This is a genomic window from Pyrococcus sp. ST04 (assembly GCF_000263735.1).
Classification (GTDB): domain Archaea; phylum Methanobacteriota_B; class Thermococci; order Thermococcales; family Thermococcaceae; genus Pyrococcus.
Window position 1 is genome coordinate 1145105 of record NC_017946.1, and the last position, 20485, is coordinate 1165589.

Consider the following 20485-nt stretch of genomic DNA (forward strand, 5'->3'; position numbering starts at 1 on the left):
AGATTATAGGTGGATTAAATGAATAGAGTTCCCATAATCCTACTAGTCTTTGTGCTCCCAATTGTCATCTCGGGGTGCATATCTTCACCACCTTCAACACAGACAATTTCTCAGCACGCCTCAACGACTCCAACCTCCCATCAATCAACGACGATAACAGAAGATTGGTTGGAGGGGCTGGATAAATCAAAGTTCCACTTCTACATCTATGGACTGGACACATGCCCTCACTGTCAAAGAATGAAGGAGTTACTGCCGGAGTATTTTGGTGAGGGAAGTCTAACCTTCTATGAGGTAAGAAAATCTGAAAAAAACTTTGAAATTTACCAGAACTTCTCTAAAATGATTGGAGTTACTGGAGTTCCTCTAATAGGAGTGTTCTATTCTGGCAAACTATATGCTATAATCGAGGGTGAAATAGATCCAAAAGTAATCCCTAAAATTGTCAAAACGGCAATGGAACACAATAGTGTTATACTAATTTTAAGTTCTGGCCAGTATATTTTGCCATTAAACAACACAAAAGCTGAAAGCGCAGTTACTAACATGACGAAGTGGTTCCTTATGGGACAACCAGAACCTTAAATGGACACTTATGTCCAAAAATATTAATTAACCTCCGCTTCAATTTATTATTTGGTGTTCTGCATGCATTCCAAGGAGTTTGTGTATAAAATTTTGGCCACAAAGAAGAAGGCCGTGAGTTTAAAGAAGTTGAGTTCTGAGCTTGAGACTTCTATGCCAAGGCTTCTCCAAACATTAAAGCAACTTGAAGATGATGGTCTTGTTGAAATTTCATATAAGAGTGAAATCACAGTTAGGGCAAAAACTCTCGAGGATTATGGGAGCTAGTTGCCTCAAAATTTATTAACTCTTTTTTGCCTTTTCTTAATGTTGTCTAAATATGCTATATAGAATATATAGGTGATAGCAATGATTGGCATTGTCTTACTAGCGATGACCTTTTACATAGCGTGGAACATTGGGGCTAATGATTCAGCAAATGCCATGGGAACCGCAGTTGGTTCAGGAGTTTTAAGCTTTAGACAAGCAACACTAACTATCGCAATATTTACACTTTTGGGAGCATATTTTCAGGGATATAAGGTCATGAAAACCGTTGGAGAGGGAATAATCTCAAATCTAACTCCTGAAATGGTACTCATAATAATGCTAGCCGCAGGAACATGGGTCACGATAGCTACTATAAAGGGCCTCCCAGTTTCAACCACCCAGTCGATAATTGGAAGCGTTGTTGGGGTTGGATTAGCCCTAAATAAGCCAATAAATTGGGGAGTTTTTGAAAAAGTAGTTTCTGCTTGGATTATCTCGCCTCTACTAGCGGGTCTCCTTGGATTTTTATTGTACAATCTATATTCGAGGATATTCAGACGAATTAAGAGTGTAAGGACGATTGAACTCCTATATAAATGGATGGCGATAGCTGGGGGCTCTTATATGGCATTTAACTTTGGAGCAAACGAAGTAGCAAACGCAGTAGGGCCACTTGTAGGTGCTGGAGTCATGGATCCTCAAAAAGCAGGAATATTCGGAGCAATTAGCTTAGCTATTGGGAGCCTAACATTCAGTTACGCCGTGATGTATACGGTTGGAAAGAAAATCACCGCTTTGGGACCATTAACGGCGTTTTCTGCACAATTTGGCTCTGCAATTTCAGTAAGTCTTGCAAATTATCTGGGCTTTCCAGTAAGCTCAAGCCAAGCCATAATTGGGGGTATAGTTGGCGCAGGTCTTGCAGTTGGCGAGAAAGTGAAGAAAAAAACGATAGCCGAAGTAGTTCTAGGGTGGATCGCAACGCCGATAATCGGGATAATCCTAGCTTACATCGTGGCAATGTTGTTCTTCTATGTGGGAATGCTATCCTAGCCTCCTCACCTCAACACCTAACTTTGTTAGCTCCTTAATGAGACCCGTCTGAATGTAGGCTTTAATTTTGGTTTCCTCCTGGAATTCAACATCTAGAAGCTCTCCCATTGCATGTATCATAGCCAAGACCTTTCCAACTTTCCCTGGATCTGTGACTTTAATCTCAAATCTCTGAAACTTTGGTAAGTACTCTATAGCCCTTTCAATGGCATTATACAGCTCATTAAGCGTTTTAGTTTTTGCCGAAATCTTCACAATCTCAACGATATTTGCCCTACCATCAACGAGTTCTCTAAGTAGGATTGCTTTTTTCTCTATATCTTCTCGATTCGTAAGATCCATCTTATTTAGAGCAACTATCATTGGCCTATCTAGTGCCTTAAGTTCCCTTAACACATCAAGAGAAGCAAAGAACTTTCTTCTAATTTCTGGCCAAGGTTCACTAGCATCGAGAACTAGGATTATCACATCTGCCTTTACGATCTCTTCAAGAGTAGAGTGAAAGGCTTCAACTATGAAAGGAGGAAGATCATCAATAAAACCAACAGTATCAGTTATCAACATTGTCTTTCCTCTAACTTTGAACCTTCTCGTCGTTGTGTCTAGGGTCGTAAACATCTGATTCTTAGCATCTATACTCTCACCAGTCAGAGCATTTAAGAGCGTTGATTTTCCAGCATTTGTATAACCTGCAAGGGCTATTAACACAAATCCCTCTTCTTCTCTTTTTTTCCTCCTAATTTCTCTTTCAGCTCGTATTTTCTCAAGCTCTTCCCTTATCTTCCCCATTCTATATCGGATGTGTTTGAAGTATTGATGAACCTGATACTCACCCATTCCTTTGAATCCCGCTCTATCACCCATCTTTATCCTTCTAATTGCCTCCTTGACTAAAGGTAGTTCATACTGCAAATTCGCTAGCTCAACTTGCAACTTTGCTTCCTTTGAGTGGGCTCTCTTTTCAAATATCTCCAAGACAAGCTGCCACTTATCTATTATGTCTACTCTAAGTTCTTTCCACAGATTATAAGCCTGTGAGGGGGTGAGCTTGTTAGCAAAAACAACCTTATCAGGATTAAGCTCCTTCACGAGTCTCTTTATTTCTTCAAGTTTTCCTGGCCCTATGTTGTATCTCGGGTGCTCTTCTCTAACCTGCTCAACTATTGCAAGAACTTCGTACCCCGCACTCTTTAACAGTTCTTCAAACTCCTCCCTACTCACCCTCTCTCGCCTTGACTTTCTAATTACCCCAATTGCTCTCATCATGATAAGCTTTATATGTGAGGTTTATAATCTATTGGCCTTCTGCTATTGGAGGTTTAGCTTTTCGTAAATATACCTCCTCTCTGGATCTAGCCTCTCTAACAATCTCTAAAAGCGAATTAACTTTCGGATTATTGTACTTGAGCTTGAGGGTAGTTAGTATGCCTTCAAGAAATCCATAAATCCCAGCCTTAGCAAAATGCTCTCCTCTTGTTTTTTCAATACCCTTGTTGAGGAGGATGAACCTATCTATCGCCTCTACTAGGGAATTTTCGTTTAATTCTTTACACAATTTTTTGACTTCTTCAACTAAATCCATTCTTACCTAACCTCCTTTATAGCCCTGATAACCACAAAGCTCCCTTCTCCCCACCCTTCTTTTACTGGCTCAATCTCTTTAATTTCTTCGAGCCTGTGAAAGAGTGTTTGAACGACCTTGTCGATTTTGAATCCAACTCTCTCCAAAAGTTTGATGAGTTCCTCAGTTGAAAAGAAGTTTGCATCTTTGTAGAAGACGCTTTTGTCCTTTTTCCTCTCATATTCCCTACCTATTGGGCTTTCCTTATCAACAAATCCTATTATTACAAACCCTCCCGGTTTTAAAACTCTGTGAATCTCCTTAAGCGCTTTTTCAGGATCATCAACAAAGCATATAGTCGTTACCATTAAAATACACTCTACAGAGTTATCTTCAAAAGGCAGATCTTCAGCTACTCCTGGAATTACCTTTATTCCCCTCTTTTCTGCAATTTCTGCCATTCTTCTTGAAGGCTCAACCCCAACCTTTATCCCAAGAGGAGCTGCAAACCTACCAGTTCCGACCCCAACCTCAATGCATTCGTTATCTGGAAGAACAGCCTTTACAGCGTTGAGTTCACTTTGATAAGCATGCCAGTTTCTCTCAAACCACATTTCATACCTGTCCCTATGCTTCTCAAAAGGTTCAACTTTCGGCATTATTTAACCCTCCAGCTCGTCTTTAAACCTGGCCATGTCAAGACCTTTTTCAAGTCCATAGAGATAAGCGAGAATTCTCTTATCAAGATTACCGTACCTGTTTCTAAGTTTCTCTATCTCTTCAAGTACTTCTATTTCACTAATTCCCAAATTCTTTGCTATGTATTCGACCATTTCACCCAATATATCCTTCTTTTGCTCTTCGTCTTGGATCAAATCAACGTGAACAATTAACCCATCAGGGGTTTCCTCAATTATTCCTTCTTCCATAGCATCTTCTATTAACTTTTTAGCTTCAGACACGGTGAGCTCACCTAAGTTGTATGCGAGTATTCCGATAATTTCGCTCTTAGTTGCAAACACCTCGCCACCCTTAAGCTTGACAGCATCGAGGAGGGGCTTATACTTTCCCAAAGCCATCCCCAAGATACATTTCCTTTTTTAAGCTCAAAAGCTTTATCTACTTTTGGTGAACGAAATGGAGCAGAGAACACATAAATTAACATCCGAAAGACTTGTTGGAAAACCAGTAAGGATAGAGCCGGGATACGCGGAAGTAGAGCTTATAACCACAGAGGAAATGAAAGTTGATGAATTTGGTCTTGTTCATGGCGGATTCACGTTTGGATTAGCAGATTATGCCGCAATGCTTGCCGTGAATGAGCCAACAGTTGTCCTTGGAAAGGCAGAGGTAAGATTCACAAAACCCGTAAGAGTTGGGGATAAATTACTTGCAAAGGCAAAAGTTTCTGAAGACTTGGGAAGGAAGAAAATAGTTGATGTCAAAGTGTATAGAGGGGATGAAGTAGTCTTAGAAGGAACGTTCCATTGTTATGTCCTGGAGAAACATGTTTTAGAGTCTCCTTAGCTTGGCAACAAGCTCAACATGCGGAGTGTGAGGGAACATGTCAAGTCCAATTATTTCTTCAATTCTATAATTATTTAATTCAACGATGTTTTGATGAAATGTCTTTGGATTGCAGGAGACATATACAATATACTCAGGCCCTCTCTCGTTAAGCCTCTTTATTAGCTTTGGATGAAGCCCTGCCCGTGGCGGGTCAACTATAACGGTATCATATCCGGAAATCTCAACATCTCTATCTGTCCCCACAAAGAATTCTGCATCAACGTTGTTCAAAGCAGAGTTTTTCCTCGCCATCTCAATCGCGAATTCATTTGAATCGAATCCTGTAACTTTAGCTCCTTTCTTTGCTATATATATCCCAAACGTTCCTACCCCAGCGTACATATCAAGAATCCTATCCCCTTCCACATAACTGGCTACAAACTTAACTAAGTTGACAGCCTGATAGCTGTTTGTCTGAAAGAATGAATTTGGATGAATCAAATATTTAACACCATCAAGCTCTTCCATTATATACTCTTTTCCCCAAAACCTTTCTACATCTCCATAGGATACGTCACTTTTACTTCTGTTTATGCTCCAGTATATGGAGGTTGCAAAATCGAAATACCCTTGAGGATTCGGTAATGTCCCTTCCTTGGTTACCAGGTTCACCATGACTTCTCCAGTAAACTTACCTTCTCTAAGAACCATATATCTCATAAATCCAGAGTCCTGCCTTATGTTCCATACGGAAATGTTCTCCTCTTCTATGAACTCTCTAAGCCTTTTTATAGCTTTCTTGGAAGTCTTGCCAAAAACGGGGCACTCGTCTATATCTACTACTTTCCACCATTTTCCTCTCTCTCTAAACCCAATCCCCTCCACTGTTACAGCCAGATCAATTCTATTTCTATGACCGAAGATTCTTGGAGAAGGAATGACCTTTACTGATATACCAAGAATTTTTTCAAGTTTTTCTTCTTTGAACGTAATCTGATATGAGTAATCTAAATGCTGGAGAGTACAACCTCCACATTTTCCAAATACTTTACATCTCGCCCCTACTCTAATAGGAGAAGATCTTAAGAGCTTCCATTTAGTTGCTATCCTTGTCTTTTTCCTTTTATCTACGTTTTCTATTAGAACTTCATCCCCAGGAGCAGAAAATGGCACAAGAACTCTGCCCACAACACCAAATCCATCGTCATTAAGTTTCTTAATTGTTACCATCTTTTAATCCCTCAAAAATTGTGGTGCGGTGGCCGGGATTTGAACCCGGGTCGCCGGCTTGGGAGGCCGGCGTCCTAGACCAGGCTAGACTACCACCGCACTTCCAAAGTTTAGGAATAAATGGGTCTTTAAAAACTTTATCATTCTAAGGGGGCCCTTCCATATTTTACAAAAACTTTCAACGCAGGCTCTTTACTTCTTAAAGAATTTACTAATATATCAAGGTTCGTTCTGGCTTCTTTGTAGCTTATCTTGACTCCATGGTGGGCTAGTTGGAGCGGTCTTATATAACCCCCAGCCTTATGGGCGAGAATTAGTGGAAGAACGTCACTTATGTTCCTTTTTGACTGAACCATATAAATTACATCGCCCCTCTCAAACCTGACATATGCCATGTAGATACCTTTTTTCACGAGATTCTCTATGTTTCTGAAATGTTTGAGCAGATACTCGGGAATCGTATGAGATGGTGTGATTGGTTCAGTGAATTCCAAGTATCCTTTCTCTTCCACTCCAAGAGCCTTCCTCATGACGGCATCCAACAACGCCGTGTCGACGATTGGCAGGCCTAATTCAGATGCTAATTTTTTAGTGTAAAAGCTTTTTGCAATATAAACAACGTTCTTGTGAGTTAGGAGCTTGTCGAGGGAATATAGGTATTCAACATATGCTAGAATAACGTGAATGGCGTCTTCTATATCATCTCTGCTGACCTTGACTTTTAACCTGTCTTCTTCAAAATCCTTTAATACCTCCAAGGCACTCTTTCCTTCCTCTGCGGCCTCTCTCAAAACACTCAGTGGTATACCTTCCCTTTTTACAAGAGATCTTGGAAGTTTTACCTCTATTTTTTCGTTTAAATATCCCAAAAGCATATTATCTAAGTATTTACTCCTAAATTCTTCAGCGAACTCGTCAGCTAGAATAGGAGCACTATGCTCTTTTTTCCCTTTGAGTGCATCACTTACCCTTGAATAGTGTGATTTCAACTTAGTAAGAAACTCTAAGATTAGCTCTTCAAAGTTATCCTCCCCAAGAATATATCTTACCGTCTCTATACTTTGGATATCCTTTGGATAAACGGGCGGCCTTATTATCGAGCCTGTTAATGTTCCGTCCATTAGAATTAGTTTCTCTTTACCGTTTAACTTCTCACCTGCTAGATATCCAAGCATGTTTTCAAGGGTTTCCATCTGCATTCTTATAAGCTGATCAGAGATGTCGTAGTTGTATTGCATTGCATTTGCGTAATTTAGCCTGTATGATTTCCCACTCCCCACTGCGTAGGAGGAGAGAAAGTAAATTATCGTTCCACTAAGCCTCGACGTAGCCCTGCTACCATCAACTGCATAAACCTTTGAGGGCTTTTCTGGGGGTAAGGGTTTCCAAAGAGACATTATTTTGTTTAAATCCACCTGGTTTAGCGTTTCCTGGAAATTTTTCATTAGAATACTCCCAATTCTTTCCAAGCTCTCACGAGAAATCGCCATTAGGACACCACCTCCACTTTGGAGGCACCGTTCTCGAGGTTTATTCTTATCACGTAATCTGCGGCATCTTTAAGCTCCTCATCGTGAGACACTATTATTACCTGAGATATTTTCCTTAAATGCCTCTCCATTATTTCAACGAGTTTTCTTCTTCTCTCATCATCTAAATAGGGGGTTGGTTCGTCTAATATCAGCAAGCTCATTCTTCCCGTTAGATACATAGACATTGCAAGTCTGAAAGCTAGTCCGAGGGCTATCTTCTCACCACCACTCAAGAATGTTAGAGGTCTCCTTTTTCCATCATATACGACATAGAGCTTAACTTTCTTTTCTTCAGCTTCTACCACAACTTCAGAGTACTTTCCATCTGTGAATTCTGAGAATATTTCACTTGCTATCTCACCTATTCTCTTTAAAGCATCTTCTCTAATTAAGGCCATATACTCTTTTATCTTGTTTTTAAGCTCCTCTGCGTTCCTTAGGGCTCTTTCTAGTCTTTTTATCTCTTCTTTAGCTCTCTCGACTTCATCCCTTTGTTTTTTCATTTCCTCAATTGATTCCCTTAGGTCAGCTTCCCTCTTCTCAAGCTCCCCGAGTCTGGCCTTGAGCTCACTCAGTCTTTTCTCTGCTTCAATTATGTCCTCTTGCCTCCTCTCATGCAATTCAGGGTCGTATTTTTCCTTTAGTTCTCTTAGTTCTTTGTTGACATCTTCGATTTGATCTTCGACTTCCGCAAGTTTTTCAAATGTATCGTCTAGCTCTTTTCTTTCCAAGTTGACCTGGTTTTCCAACATTTTAAGCTCGGCGTTTGCTTCTTTAATCCTAACGTACTCATTGTGAATGTTTTCCAGCTCTCTTATCCTCGCATCTAGTTCCTCAATGGACGAGAAGCCTAGAGACTGTAAATTATTATCTAATTCATTAAGCAGTCTTGTTATTACCTTTTCCTTTTCTTTTAAGTCATTTAACCTTTTCTTGTAATCCTCTAACGCTTTTACATCTGTTTCAAGCTGGTGAATTATTCCGAGGAGTTTATTTAGTTCCCTCTTTGTATCTTCGTATTCTCTCTTCTTTTCTTTGAGCTCCTCTATATTTACATCCTTTATTTTCTCCTCAAGCTCCTGCAACTGTCTGGCAATTCCCTCAAGTTTTGAGAATTTTCTGAGCTGGATATCAGCTCTAGATATTTCATCACTCAGTTTCTTTTCTTGTTCCTTTATCTCTATGTATCTTCTTTCTATCTCCACTATCTCTTTTGAGTATTTTTCAATGAGGGATTTCTTGTGCTCTTCAGTTAGTTCCCTTCCACAAACTGGACACTTTCCTCTGGCCCTTTTTAACTCTGCTATTGCTTTCTCCCTATCCTTTCTCTTTTGTGAAAGCTCTCCAATCTCCCTTCTAACTTGAGATAACTCTTCTTCGAGCTTTTTCTTTTTCTCAACTAGCTCATTTATCCTTATGTAAATTTCTTCAGGTTTTTTACCTTCCAGCTTGTCCTTTAACCTTTTAATTTGCCCTAAAATCGCTTCAACATCTTCAAATTTCTTTGCATACTTTTCCAGCATTTCAAGAGTATTACGAAGTTCTTTTTCTTCCTCTTTAAGTTTTTTGAGTTCCTCTTCCTTGTTCTCTAATTCTTGTATCTTCTCTTCGATTTGAGTTATTTGATTCTGAATACTGAGGAGTTTCTTCTCTAGCTCATGTCTCTCCCTGATATATTTGTCCCTGAAACCTTTCAGTTTCCTAAACTCGTACTCCTCCTTCTCGAGCTCTGGAAGTTTTTCTACCTCCTTTTTTAGTTCTCCAATTCTCTTTCTTTTTTCTTCAATGCTTCTTTCTAGGTTTTCTATCCTTTCTTCAAACCTCGCTTTTTTTGATTCTAGGCTAGCTAAGATTTTCTCCAGCTCATTTATTCTGTCTCTTATTTTCTCAAGTTCCTTTAGCTCCTCCTTTATCTCCTCAACTTTTCTCTTGGCATCAGGGAGTTCTTTATTGACTTCTTTTATTTCTTTGATTACATCAACGAGCTTCTTCTCAAAATCTCTAATTTTTTCTTCAATTCCCTCATATCTTGTAACGAATTTCTTCTTTTCCTCTCTTCTTCTTTTAATATCTCGAATTACTCTACCTAAATTGTCTAGGGCTCTCTCATATTTCTCTATGTTAAGTATCTCTCTGACCAGCTTTCCTCTGGCCTCATCGCTCTCTAGTATTGCATCTATTTCTCCTTGTCTCACGTAGACTGCATTAACGAAAACGTCAAAGGGAATTATCCTCTCCATGAAAGATCTAACAGCTAAAGAGGTAGGTTCACTTGCATGTTTCCAAGTCCCGCTTTCTAGCCTTTTTATAAAAGATACGTCCCTGGCAAAGTCCCTTACAACCCTATACTTTGTTCCGTCATGTTCAAACTCAATTTCAATTCTAGCTCCTCTGCTCCCATCCCTTGTGAATTCTTCTTTTCTAAGGCCGATTCTACCCCTAATTGGCCAGTATAAGCCTACTAAAATTGCATCTAAGAGGGAACTTTTCCCTGACCCATTTTGCCCAATTATAAGGTTTATTCCATTTTCGAACTTTACTTCAGTATCTTTATGAGAGCGAAAGTTGTGAACAATGACTCTTTCTATTTTCATCCTTACTCACCTCTAATCCAGGCCAATAGATCCCCACGCTTCTTTGGTAGTTGTTTTAATTTTTTCTTAGCTTTATTTTTCTCTCCATTCTCTGTTGTCTTGACAACAGAAAAGCCAGCCTCTTTTTGGGTTTCTTTCTTATACTCTCCCGAGAGAAGAGATATCACGAGTTCTAGATTCTCGATGTCATTTTCACTCAGTAGCTCTATTATTTCTTTCTCAACTTCTGTGAAATAGTTTTCAAGTTTTGTTCTAGCAACAACTTTATCCTCGCTTGCCTCTGTTTCAGTATGGATTCTCACAAGTTCTGACTTTATAAAGTCCTTGATCCAGTCAACATCAAACGGCCTTCTCCACTTTATCACTATTCTCACATAGGCCTCTTTTGGAATTGGTGGAGTATAACCCCTAATCGCTTTCTTTATCTCAGACTCAGAACCTTTGATATGGATATCTATGAAGGGCCTCACTTTCAAGGGGATGAACTTAGGCTTGAAGTTCTCAACTATATAAAATCCTTTATCCCACCCTTCTATTCTCTTGAACTTTACTCCATCCCAAATGTACCTAACTTCAAAATCCCCAAAATCCCATCTCTCCAGTGATCCAGGGTATACTACAGGAGATTTTTCATAGGTAGTTTCATATCTCTTATGAATATGGCCCAGTGCATAGTAAGCGTGACCGCGAGGTAAATCTGATAGGGAAAGTTCACTCGCAGCTGAAGAGTACATAACGCTGTCCTCAATTTCTCTTATTCCCTGATGGAGAACTAGAATTGAATTCCCTGTACCCGAGAATATTCTTTTGAATTTTTCCAAATTTGCCTCAAACCATGCTCCCGTCATATACTTCATTCCAAAGATCTCAATTCCACAACATTCTCCATAAGAGAGCCACTGATCTCCGACGTTTCTACTCGTTATATATTCATTCTCAAATTTTTCCTTTCTTAATCCCAAAACGTTAAGTAAGCCAAGATCTTCCAGGAGATTAAGAATTGACGGTCCTCTCTGGGTTCTGTCGTGATTCCCCTCTATTGCGAAAACTGGAATATCATTATCTTTTAGAATTTGAAGTATCCTTATTGCTTGCTTTATAGTTCCGGGAGAAGGTCGGCTTGTATTAAAGAGGTCTCCTGCAATTATGACAAATTCTACTTTCTCTTCAACACTCTTCTCAACGGCTCTCCTAAATGTTTCAGCAAACTCGTCCATCCTCTTAGGTCTACCAAACTGCTCATAACCAAGATGAACATCCGCCATATGGGCAAACTTCATGATTCCACCTCTAGAAATCTATCTCATAATCAGGTTCATAATTCGAAGAATTCATTTCTTCCCATCTCTCCACAATGCTAATGTCCTCTCCTCCATACTGGCCCTTTCCTGCTTTACCTTCAAGTTCCTTGAAGTTATATATCCTAACAAGAGCGGGAAGCTTTACTGCCTGACCTACTATCACCGCTTCACCTTTTCCGAGGCCAGCGATGTCTTCCATTAAATCGCTACTGATCTGTTCACTAGCTTCAAGAACGTACCTCTGATCTCTTGGATTGATTATCCTCAGAATTATCTTAGTGTTCATCTGGCTCAATATGTCCTCGTTAAGCTTGCTAGGTCTTTGGGATACCACCCCTAGGCCAACTCCAAACTTTCTTCCTTCTCTTGCGATTCTACCCATTATCCTGGCCGTTTCATTGTGCTCCCCCTGGGGAGCAAAGATATGGGCTTCCTCAACTATTATGAGAATTGGATATGCAAGAGCTGGATATCTTTTCTCGATATCTTCCATAATTTTCTTGTACTCCTTGTTTCCAGTTCTTGAGAGATTCTTTCTCGCTTTTTCATACCCAACCCTGTTCTCAAAAACCTCTTGGAGGAATTTACCAACAATTACCTTCATCTGAACTTCATCTAGTGGTCCAAGGTCTATGACGTTGACCATTCCTGGCTTTATTGAGGCTAGTAGATCCTCACTTGTAACAAACTCGCCATAATTTCTAAGGAATCTTCTTATCCTGAATATTAGCCCTCTCACGGTCTCGGTTCTTTCGCTTTTTAATTGTTCGGTAACGTATCTTTCTTTTTTCTCATCCCAATAAGTTATTGATCTTTTTCTTATCCAATCCTGCAACTTTATTTCAAGCATTTCTAAAAGAGCAGCGCCTCCAACTTCTTTATTTTCCCTTTTCACTGTTTCCCAAGCTCTTGCTAAGAACTCTCTCTGAATTGAAGCATTTGGATGAACCTCTAGAAGATTTGCCAACTCCTCAGAGTCCAACTCGTCAATTTTTATCCTAGCCTCAATTATGTTAACTTTTTTATCTCCCGTATCGGGTAGTCGCAGATTCACATAGTCACCGTGGGGATCGAGGACAACTACTGTCCCTCCTATATCTTCAACAATTCCCTTAAGCATTACGGCAACTGCATTGCTTTTTCCAGCTCCGGTAACAGCAAGAACAGCAAAATGCCTCAAAACAAGCTCATTTACGTTTAGCTTTATTGGAACGTTTGGCCTCAATAATAACGTTCCAATTTCTATACTTGCTCCCTCTGGCTCATAAATGGTTTTCAGTATTTCATCTGGAGCCCTATAGACTACTTCTCCATTCCTAATTGGAACCCTATTTGGTTGGAGTTCGCCGTTTGCTACCTTCCCCAAAATCTTAACCGTCGCAACTATCTCCTCATTTTCAGCTAAGCTCTCTCCATATTCTTGGATATCTAAACTGAGAGAATTAAAATTGCTTTTTGCACTTGTCAGAAGCCAATTAACATTTTCTACGCCCCTCACGATTCCAAGAACAAGCTCGCCAGCTCTGTTCTTTGTTACAACGAACTCACCAAATGAGATTTCAGCATCAGGGTTAACAGAGAATTCAAATGTTGCATAGCTTGCCTCTCCTCTTACTATACCCAGGGGATCCTCTGATATTGGAATCTCCTCTCTTCTCGCCATATTCCAACCCCAAACACATTATTAATGACTACCCTTAAGAAAGTTTTCTAACGGCATGTCTAAAGAATATAGGGGTTGTGAGAGCTGTAAGCATTGAAACAATGACTATCATTGCAAAAAGGCCTTCGTCTATTAAACCGCTCTCAAGACCAAACTTCAATATTGCCAATTCGAGACTTCCTCTTCCTCCCATTCCTATCCCAACAAGAATTGCATCCCTCCAAGAATTTCCAAAGACTTTCATTCCAAGACCACATCCAATGAGCTTTCCTAACACGGCGGAAGCATATAGCGTCATTATCATTGGTATACTGATTTCAGAAATTTCTGGATTAAACATTAGACCAACGAATATAAAGAACAAGGGAATGAAAAACTCTGTAAGCACTATTTCAAGGTCATTTATTAGTTCATTAAGCTTTATTCTACTTATTATCAGCGGATCTTTTCTTTCTCTAAGTCTACTTATTGTTAGTCCCGCCAAATATGCTCCAATTATTTGATTGAGTCCTATATTTTCTGCTATAACAGCAAGAGCAAATGTTAGAACTATTGTAAATGTGAAAAATATGTGAAGGTCTTTAATCACTTGATAAAATCGTTTTGAGCGTTTAAATACGAACTCAGATAAAAGGAGAACTCCCAGGATAAATACCACTATCTTGAACGTCAAAATGAGCATGGGAATCAATGAAAACTCTCCCTGAGTCAACCCAGTCAACAGACCTATGAGGTAAACTGCAATTATATCATCAGCAAATGCCGCACCCATGAGGACAGATGAAACCTCTCTCTTGACCCTCTCCCTTACCAGAACACCACTTGTAACTTCAATTGCGGTATTTCCTAGCGTTATTCCAACGAATAGGGCTGCTGTAACTCCTTTACCAAAAAGATACACAGTTAAGAATCCCAAGATAAAGGAAAAAGCCACCCCAAGAGATGCAACTACAGTAGCCTTTAACTTGTTTTGGGCTATAGCAGAGAAATTGCTCGTTAGTCCCATATACAGCATCATCATTAAAAGCCCAAACTCACTCAAAACCCTTAGATCTTCAGTTGGCTCAACGATTCCCAGAACGAAAGGGCCAAGAAGTATTCCTGTAAGTATGTGAGCTATTATTGGATGAATATCTTTTTTCTCAAATACCCACTCGAGTATTTTCGCCACAACGAGAAGAATCGATAGGTGGAGAATGTAGCTCATCTCATGCCCTCCTTAGTAGGGCCAGGATTACCCAGAGAGCCATTAGTACTATTGCAAGTATCATCGCCAAAGTTGCCCCCTTCTTTGTTCCAAAGACTATTGGAATTGGTCCTATCATAATAACCCCTCCAGCTTCAACGTCGCTTTCGGAGGGGTGGCTAAAGCTCATGATTATTGTACCAAGGAAAACAAGCATGAAGCCTATTATTATCATTGCTATGCCAACCATTATTAAGAGCTCTCCCCTCATGGTAGGAAGTTAGAGGAGGCTTTATAATAGTTTGTCTCTTCATACCTCTCGATGCTCGTGATAATTGACCTTGATGATACTCTTTGCAACACATGGGATGCTGCTAGAATAGCTGTTATCAGGTTAATCCCCACAATGCTAAGGCTAAGAAAGTTTAGGCTTTTTGCATATATAATAACCCAAAGGTATCGGGAACTCGAGGAATTGAGAGAGTTCCATTTAATGGACTTTGAGGAAATGTTTGATAAGATTTTGCAGAAAATTTACAAGAATGTTGAGAGGGAAGAACTAGAAGAGATGACTAATCTCTTTGATAGGACATTTTTTGCAAATTTAAAATTGTATCCCGATGTTCTTCCATTTCTGAGTAGTCTTAGAGCTATGAACGCAAAGTTAGTTTTGGTTACAGATTCTTCATCTACATGGCAGAGAAGAAAGCTCGAGGTTCTTGGAATTCAGAGATTCTTTGATGAGGTGATAATAAGTGGAGAGACAGGACACAGTAAGCATGAACCTTACAACTTCTTCTTGGCAAGGAAGAAGTTTCCCAAGGAAGAACCAGTTTTTGTTATAGGGGATAGAGACGAAACTGACATGAAAGGCGGAAAGGCTATACATGCAACGACGATACTTGTGAGAAGGGGATACTTCAAGGGTAGAAGGGCTAAATATGCCGATTATGTAGTTAATGATCTTTTTGAAGCTTTAGAGGTGATAAAAAATGAGCTTAAAGCTTGAAATTAAAAGAAAGGCTCTCCACATGACGGGACTTTCTGTTCCTCTTGTATATCTCCTCTTCGGGAAAGAGATTGCACTGATCTTTGTCACTACATTCCTAGTAATATTTATACTCCTTGAACCTTTCAGGATTGTAGAGGATCTTAGAAACAAAGTTAAGAAAAAACTTGGTCTTCCAAATGGCGTTGTTGAAAGACTTGAAAAAGAAATCGACAGCATAACAAGAGAGCATGAAAAAAGAAACATTGGAGCCCATATATACTTTACAATAGCAGCCTTGTTGATAGTCTTTTTCTTTCCAAAGGAGGTTGCTATAGGTAGCATAGCCGTGGCAACGCTAGGAGATGCCATGGCCGCAATCATAGGGAAGCCCTTCGGAAGGCATAGGTTTAAAAATGGAAAGAGCATTGAAGGAAGCTTAGCATACTTTTTAACTGGTTTGGCAATTTTAACACCCCTAATCGGGATTAAAATGGCCGTCTTGGGTTCTCTTGTGGGGACACTTGCAGAACTTTATGAGTTGCCCCCTGATGATAATTTTTCAAACCAGCTCGCTATAGCTATAGCCCTTTATCTTGCGGGGGTGAGAGGGTGAAGTTTCCTAGAGAAGGACGCCCAAGGGAAGAAGTGCTAGAAATGCTCGAAAATATAACATCAATTGACCTATCATTCTCCTCAGATAGGATACTCGGATCAATGTGCACCATGCCACATCCTTTGGCCATTGAAGTGTTTTGTAGATACATAGATAGAAATCTCGGAGACCCTGGCCTTCATCCTGGGACAAGAAGAATAGAGAAAGAAGTAATTGAGATGCTCTCTGATCTCCTACATCTTGAGAAAGGCTATGGGCATATAGTATCTGGAGGAACTGAAGCAAACATACTCGCTGTAAGGGCATTTAGAAATCTCTCCGACTCTGAGAGGCCTGAGCTAATACTTCCGAAAAGTGCTCATTTCTCCTTTATAAAAGCTGGGGAGATGCTCGGAGTTAAGCTTATTTGGGCAGAGTTGAACCCGGATTACACCGTAGATGTAAGGGATGTTGAGGCCAAAATAAGTGACAACACAATAGGGATAGTTGGGATAGCCGGAACTACAGGACTTGGAGTTGTTGATGACATTCCCGCTCTAAGTGATTTAGCAAGAGAATATGGAATACCCTTACATGTCGACGCAGCTTTTGGAGGCTTTGTTATCCCCTTTGCCAAAGCCTTGGGATATGACATTCCAGACTTCGATTTCAAACTAAAGGGAGTAGAAAGTATAACGATAGATCCCCATAAAATGGGGATGGCTCCAATTCCGGCTGGGGGAATAGTATTCAGAAGGAAGAAGTATCTAAAAGCAATAAGTGTGCTGGCCCCTTATCTAGCTGGTGGAAAAGTTTGGCAAGCGACTATTACTGGAACAAGACCGGGAGCAAGCGTTCTCGCAGTTTGGGCCTTGATAAGACACCTAGGGTTTGAGGGATATAAGGAGATAGTCAGAAGAGCAATGGAATTATCGAGGTGGTTTGCGGGAGAAATTAAAAAAATGCAAAATGCATGGCTTGTGAGAGAGCCTGTACTGAACATAGTGTCTTTTAAAACTAAAAACCTTTCAAGAGTTGAAAGGGCACTCAAGGCAAAAGGATGGGGGATAAGTGCTCATAGAGGATACATAAGGATAGTTTTTATGCCCCACGTGACAAAAAGCATGCTTGAAATGTTCTTAAAAGACCTGAGGGGAGTTTTATGAGAAAACTAAAAATCTACATCCCAGGTATTAAGTTTCCTTCGATATCGGTTACTGGGAATTATTGCTTTTTGAACTGTGCCCATTGTGGAAGGCACTATCTAGAAGGAATGATGAAGGTAACAAAAAGGAACATATTTGAAAAGTGCTTGGAAATGGAGAAAGAGGGGTATATAGGATGTCTTTTAAGCGGAGGAATGGACCACAGACTCAAAGTCCCCCTAGATAGGTACAAAGAGGAGATAAAAAAGATTAAGGAGAGAACAAACCTAAAGCTTAACGTTCATGTAGGATTTATTGACGAGAGTGATCTAGAGTGGCTTAAATACGTGGATGTTGTATCTCTGGATTTTGTGGGAGATGATGAGGTAATAAAGAGGGTTTATAAGATAAACAAAACAGTAAAAGACTACCTAATGATTCTTGACATTCTGACATCCAATGGTATAGCCGTTGCTCCTCATATAACGATTGGTCTAGATTTCGGTAAAATACATTGGGAGTTCAAAGCAATAGACATGCTTATAAAGTACCCAATCAAGGTTCTCGTCCTTGATGTATTAATTCCGACTCCAGGAACTGAAATGGAAAGCGTGCCTAAAGTGCCCGTAGAAAAAGCCCTTGAAGTTGTAAAATATGCAAGAGAAAAGTTCAACGGGGAGCTAAGCATAGGATGCATGAGACCATTTGGAAAGTGGAGGGAGGAATTCGATAGGGGGGCTATATTGCTAGGTGTTGACAGAATAACCAATCCCCCAAGAAAGGTCATCGAATGGGCAAAGACGATTAGAGATGTAGAGGTGTACTATGAATGTTGCGTGATGTAACTAGAGAGGAGCTCGCTGAGATAATAAAGGAGGCTGCTCTAGTCTCACTTCCTGGGTTAGTTTTTGCCATGTTCATTGATTTTTTTGCAGGGATTTTCATGGGGAAGTACTTTGAGGATTTAATGAAGTATGCCGTGTTGCTTGTAATTCTTCCAGGATTAATGGGACTGAGGGGGAATATCTTCGGGGCTTTAGCTTCAAGATTCACAACAATGCTCCACTTAGGTGAAATGGAGCCAAGTTTAAAAGATAAAAATGTCAGGAAGAATGTTATACTCTCAATAATTCTCTCGATGATTCCTTTGTTTATCCTTTGGACAATAGGAGCTCTTAAAATTCGAGATCACGCCCTTGCTTCCCTGGCTGTTGTTGTAACATCTACCTTATTCGCAACCTTAATCCTAGCATACACCACAGCAGGGGCCACGATAATTCCATTTAAAAAGGGAATAGACCCAGATGCCATAGCAGTTCCCCTCGTAACAGCAACTGCAGACCTAATCACCATCCCTCTCTTAGTCACGTTTCTTTATATCTATGAGCACGACAAGCCAATATTTTTGGTGTTATCTCTCCTGGGTATCTTCTTATCCACAGTCGTTGGTATTAATGTTAGATACAGCAGGGAAGATCTTGACCTGATAAGGGAGATCCTCGGAGTGATAGGAGCTCTGGCAATGATTTCAAGTATAACTGGTTCACTTCTCCAGACATACAGTTCGAGAATCCAAGGAACCGTATTCACAATAATGTACCCAGTAGTCCTAGCGAGTTTGGGAAATATTGGCTCTATAATTGGCTCAAAGACATCCACAAGAGTTCATCTCGGAGAGATTGAGGGATTACTTGATCTAAAGACGCTCATTGAGATTGTAGTATACTCAGGCTTGAGCCTACCTCTTGCAATGCTAATGAGCATTGTAGGAAAATATCTCTTCACATTCACAACAAAACAACCAGGAGAGATATACTTTAGATTTATACTTTCATATCCGTTGGTTGCCATGGGCGTAATGTTCCTTGCATACTTCCTAACAAGAAGCTTTGAAAAGATGGGACTTGATCCAGATAACGTAACCGTTCCCACGATAACGACACTCTCGGATATAATTTCAACTCTCTTTATTGTCGCGATAATCTAATTAGTATCCATGCCCTAGAGATAGTTGGTGTCCTAAATGAAAGTGGAGTGGTATCTTGATTTTGTTGATTTGGAGTATTCCCCAGGTAGAGACGAGCTTATAGTTGAATACTATTTTGAACCAAACGGGGTTTCACCAGAAGAGGCCGCTGGAAGAATAGCAAGTGAAAGTTCTATAGGGACATGGACAACTCTATGGAAAATGCCCGAAATGGCAAAGAGAAGTATGGCGAAGGTATTTTACTTAGAAAAGAAAGGGGATGGATATATAGCGAAAATCGCATATCCATTAACTCTTTTTGAAGAAGGAAGCTTGGTTCAGCTTTTTAGTGCCATAGCAGGCAACATATTTGGTATGAAAGCCATAAAGAACTTGAGGCTCCTAGACTTTCATCCCCCTTATGAGTACCTGAGGCACTTCAGAGGCCCGCAATATGGAGTCAATGGAATTAGAGAATTCATGGGAGTTCATGATAGGCCACTCACGGCAACCGTTCCAAAACCGAAAATGGGATGGAGTGTTGAAGAATATGCCGAAATAGCTTATGAACTCTGGAGCGGTGGAATAGACCTTCTAAAGGATGATGAAAACTTCACGAGCTTTCCATTTAATAGGTTTGAAGAGAGAGTGAGAAAGCTCTACAGAGTGAGAGATAGAGTGGAAGCTGAAACAGGAGAAACTAAGGAGTACCTAATAAACATAACAGGTCCAGTTAACGTCATGGAGAAAAGGGCAGAGATGGTGGCCAATGAGGGAGGCCAGTACGTCATGATAGACATTGTAGTGGCTGGATGGAGTGCTCTGCAATATATGAGGGAAGTTACAGAGGATCTTGGCCTAGCAATACATGCTCACAGGGCTATGCATGCTGCATTCACTAGGAATCCGAAGCATGGCATTACAATGCTTGCGTTGGCAAAAGCCGCCAGAATGATTGGAGTGGATCAGATACATACGGGAACTGCCGTAGGGAAAATGGCCGGCGATTACGAGGAAATAAAAAGGATAAACGACTTCCTCCTAAGCAGATGGGAGCATATAAGGCCCGTATTCCCCGTCGCTAGTGGAGGGCTTCATCCTGGACTGATGCCTGAATTGATAAGGCTGTTTGGAAAAGACCTCGTTATTCAGGCTGGAGGAGGAGTTATGGGACATCCGGATGGCCCTAAAGCAGGTGCTAAGGCTCTCAGAGATGCTATTGAGGCTGCAGTAGATGGAATAGACCTAGAAGAGAAAGCGAAATCTAGTCCAGAGCTGAGAAAAGCCCTGGATAAGTGGGGTTATCTTAAGCCAAAGTGAGCGAAAAT

Annotated in this window: 21 protein-coding genes and 1 tRNA gene; 10 read left to right on the forward strand and 12 right to left on the reverse strand. The window is 40.3% G+C overall.

Translation table 11 applies throughout. The annotated features are described in order from the left end of the window. The first annotated feature begins 18 nt into the window (after nucleotides 1-18). From PY04_RS05930 to PY04_RS05940, 3 genes are all read left to right on the forward strand, one after another. A complete protein-coding gene (locus PY04_RS05930; RefSeq protein WP_014734234.1) occupies nucleotides 19-585 on the forward strand; it encodes a thioredoxin family protein in 567 nt (188 codons plus the stop codon). 63 nt (nucleotides 586-648) lie between these two features. After that, nucleotides 649-852, forward strand: coding sequence for a hypothetical protein (locus tag PY04_RS05935; RefSeq protein ID WP_014734235.1), 204 nt, complete (start codon nucleotides 649-651; stop codon nucleotides 850-852). Nucleotides 853-933: 81 nt separating this feature from the next. Beyond that, a complete protein-coding gene (locus PY04_RS05940; RefSeq protein WP_014734236.1) occupies nucleotides 934-1887 on the forward strand; it encodes an inorganic phosphate transporter in 954 nt (317 codons plus the stop codon). Here PY04_RS05940 and hflX read toward each other — a convergent pair. The 4 genes from hflX to PY04_RS05960 are packed head-to-tail and all read right to left on the reverse strand — an operon-like array spanning nucleotide 1879 to nucleotide 4527. Beyond that, a complete protein-coding gene (gene hflX / locus PY04_RS05945) occupies nucleotides 1879-3150 on the reverse strand; it encodes a GTPase HflX (RefSeq protein ID WP_014734237.1) in 1272 nt (423 codons plus the stop codon). The genes PY04_RS05940 and hflX overlap by 9 nt on opposite strands. A gap of 31 nt (nucleotides 3151-3181) precedes the next feature. Beyond that, on the reverse strand, nucleotides 3182-3469 hold the full coding sequence (locus PY04_RS05950; protein WP_048056045.1) for a DUF3216 domain-containing protein: 288 nt from the start codon (nucleotides 3467-3469) through the stop codon (nucleotides 3182-3184). Between the two features lie 2 nt (nucleotides 3470-3471). Continuing rightward, on the reverse strand, nucleotides 3472-4107 hold the full coding sequence (locus tag PY04_RS05955) for a class I SAM-dependent methyltransferase (RefSeq protein WP_014734238.1): 636 nt from the start codon (nucleotides 4105-4107) through the stop codon (nucleotides 3472-3474). Nucleotides 4108-4110: 3 nt separating this feature from the next. Further along, nucleotides 4111-4527 (reverse strand): DUF2240 family protein, encoded by a 417-nt coding sequence (locus PY04_RS05960; RefSeq protein ID WP_014734239.1) that lies wholly within the window; start codon nucleotides 4525-4527, stop codon nucleotides 4111-4113. A 58-nt stretch (nucleotides 4528-4585) separates the two neighbouring features. Between PY04_RS05960 and PY04_RS05965 the strand changes: the two genes are divergently transcribed. Then, a complete protein-coding gene (locus PY04_RS05965; protein WP_014734240.1) occupies nucleotides 4586-4975 on the forward strand; it encodes a PaaI family thioesterase in 390 nt (129 codons plus the stop codon). Here PY04_RS05965 and rlmD read toward each other — a convergent pair. The 8 genes from rlmD to PY04_RS06005 form a co-directional block, all read right to left on the reverse strand. Continuing rightward, nucleotides 4961-6187, reverse strand: coding sequence for a 23S rRNA (uracil(1939)-C(5))-methyltransferase RlmD (gene rlmD / locus PY04_RS05970; protein WP_014734241.1), 1227 nt, complete (start codon nucleotides 6185-6187; stop codon nucleotides 4961-4963). The two genes, PY04_RS05965 and rlmD, sit on opposite strands and share 15 nt — an antisense overlap. A 21-nt stretch (nucleotides 6188-6208) precedes the next feature. Further along, nucleotides 6209-6286 (reverse strand) — tRNA-Gly (locus PY04_RS05975). A gap of 41 nt (nucleotides 6287-6327) precedes the next feature. Continuing rightward, nucleotides 6328-7677, reverse strand: a complete 1350-nt coding sequence (locus PY04_RS05980; protein WP_048056046.1) for a DNA double-strand break repair nuclease NurA — start codon at nucleotides 7675-7677, stop codon at nucleotides 6328-6330. Further along, nucleotides 7677-10313 (reverse strand): DNA double-strand break repair ATPase Rad50, encoded by a 2637-nt coding sequence (gene rad50 / locus PY04_RS05985; RefSeq protein WP_014734243.1) that lies wholly within the window; start codon nucleotides 10311-10313, stop codon nucleotides 7677-7679. The genes PY04_RS05980 and rad50 overlap by 1 nt, the downstream gene beginning before the upstream one ends. A gap of 2 nt (nucleotides 10314-10315) precedes the next feature. Further along, the gene (mre11, locus tag PY04_RS05990; RefSeq protein WP_014734244.1) at nucleotides 10316-11593 is read right to left on the reverse strand and encodes a DNA double-strand break repair protein Mre11; all 1278 of its coding nucleotides are present in this window, start codon (nucleotides 11591-11593) and stop codon (nucleotides 10316-10318) included. 10 nt (nucleotides 11594-11603) lie between these two features. Then, the gene (locus tag PY04_RS05995; protein WP_014734245.1) at nucleotides 11604-13277 is read right to left on the reverse strand and encodes an ATP-binding protein; all 1674 of its coding nucleotides are present in this window, start codon (nucleotides 13275-13277) and stop codon (nucleotides 11604-11606) included. A gap of 34 nt (nucleotides 13278-13311) precedes the next feature. Further along, on the reverse strand, nucleotides 13312-14484 hold the full coding sequence (locus PY04_RS06000) for a cation:proton antiporter (protein ID WP_014734246.1): 1173 nt from the start codon (nucleotides 14482-14484) through the stop codon (nucleotides 13312-13314). 1 nt (nucleotide 14485) lies between these two features. Beyond that, nucleotides 14486-14734 carry a DUF131 domain-containing protein gene (locus PY04_RS06005; protein WP_048056047.1) on the reverse strand — a complete coding sequence of 83 codons (249 nt, stop codon included), beginning with the start codon at nucleotides 14732-14734 and terminating at the stop codon, nucleotides 14486-14488. Nucleotides 14735-14785: 51 nt separating this feature from the next. On the opposite strand from PY04_RS06005, the gene PY04_RS06010 reads away from it, so the two are divergent. Genes PY04_RS06010 through rbcL form a run of 6 tightly spaced genes read left to right on the forward strand, consistent with a single transcriptional unit; the run spans nucleotide 14786 to nucleotide 20477 of the window. Continuing rightward, nucleotides 14786-15472: an HAD family hydrolase gene (locus PY04_RS06010; protein WP_014734248.1), complete on the forward strand. Its 687-nt coding sequence runs from the start codon at nucleotides 14786-14788 to the stop codon at nucleotides 15470-15472. After that, entirely contained in the window at nucleotides 15456-16067 is a 612-nt protein-coding gene (locus PY04_RS06015; RefSeq protein ID WP_014734249.1) for a diacylglycerol/polyprenol kinase family protein, read from the forward strand. Before PY04_RS06010 ends, PY04_RS06015 begins: the two co-directional genes overlap by 17 nt. Beyond that, nucleotides 16064-17212 carry a tyrosine decarboxylase MfnA gene (gene mfnA / locus PY04_RS06020; protein ID WP_048056048.1) on the forward strand — a complete coding sequence of 383 codons (1149 nt, stop codon included), beginning with the start codon at nucleotides 16064-16066 and terminating at the stop codon, nucleotides 17210-17212. Before PY04_RS06015 ends, mfnA begins: the two co-directional genes overlap by 4 nt. Further along, complete coding sequence (locus PY04_RS06025; RefSeq protein ID WP_014734251.1) at nucleotides 17209-18036, forward strand: radical SAM protein; 828 nt, start codon at nucleotides 17209-17211, stop codon at nucleotides 18034-18036. The genes mfnA and PY04_RS06025 overlap by 4 nt, the downstream gene beginning before the upstream one ends. Beyond that, on the forward strand, nucleotides 18021-19178 hold the full coding sequence (locus PY04_RS06030; protein ID WP_014734252.1) for a magnesium transporter: 1158 nt from the start codon (nucleotides 18021-18023) through the stop codon (nucleotides 19176-19178). The genes PY04_RS06025 and PY04_RS06030 overlap by 16 nt, the downstream gene beginning before the upstream one ends. Before the next feature lie 36 nt (nucleotides 19179-19214). After that, the gene (rbcL, locus tag PY04_RS06035; protein WP_014734253.1) at nucleotides 19215-20477 is read left to right on the forward strand and encodes a type III ribulose-bisphosphate carboxylase; all 1263 of its coding nucleotides are present in this window, start codon (nucleotides 19215-19217) and stop codon (nucleotides 20475-20477) included. The last annotated feature ends 8 nt before the right edge of the window (nucleotides 20478-20485 follow it).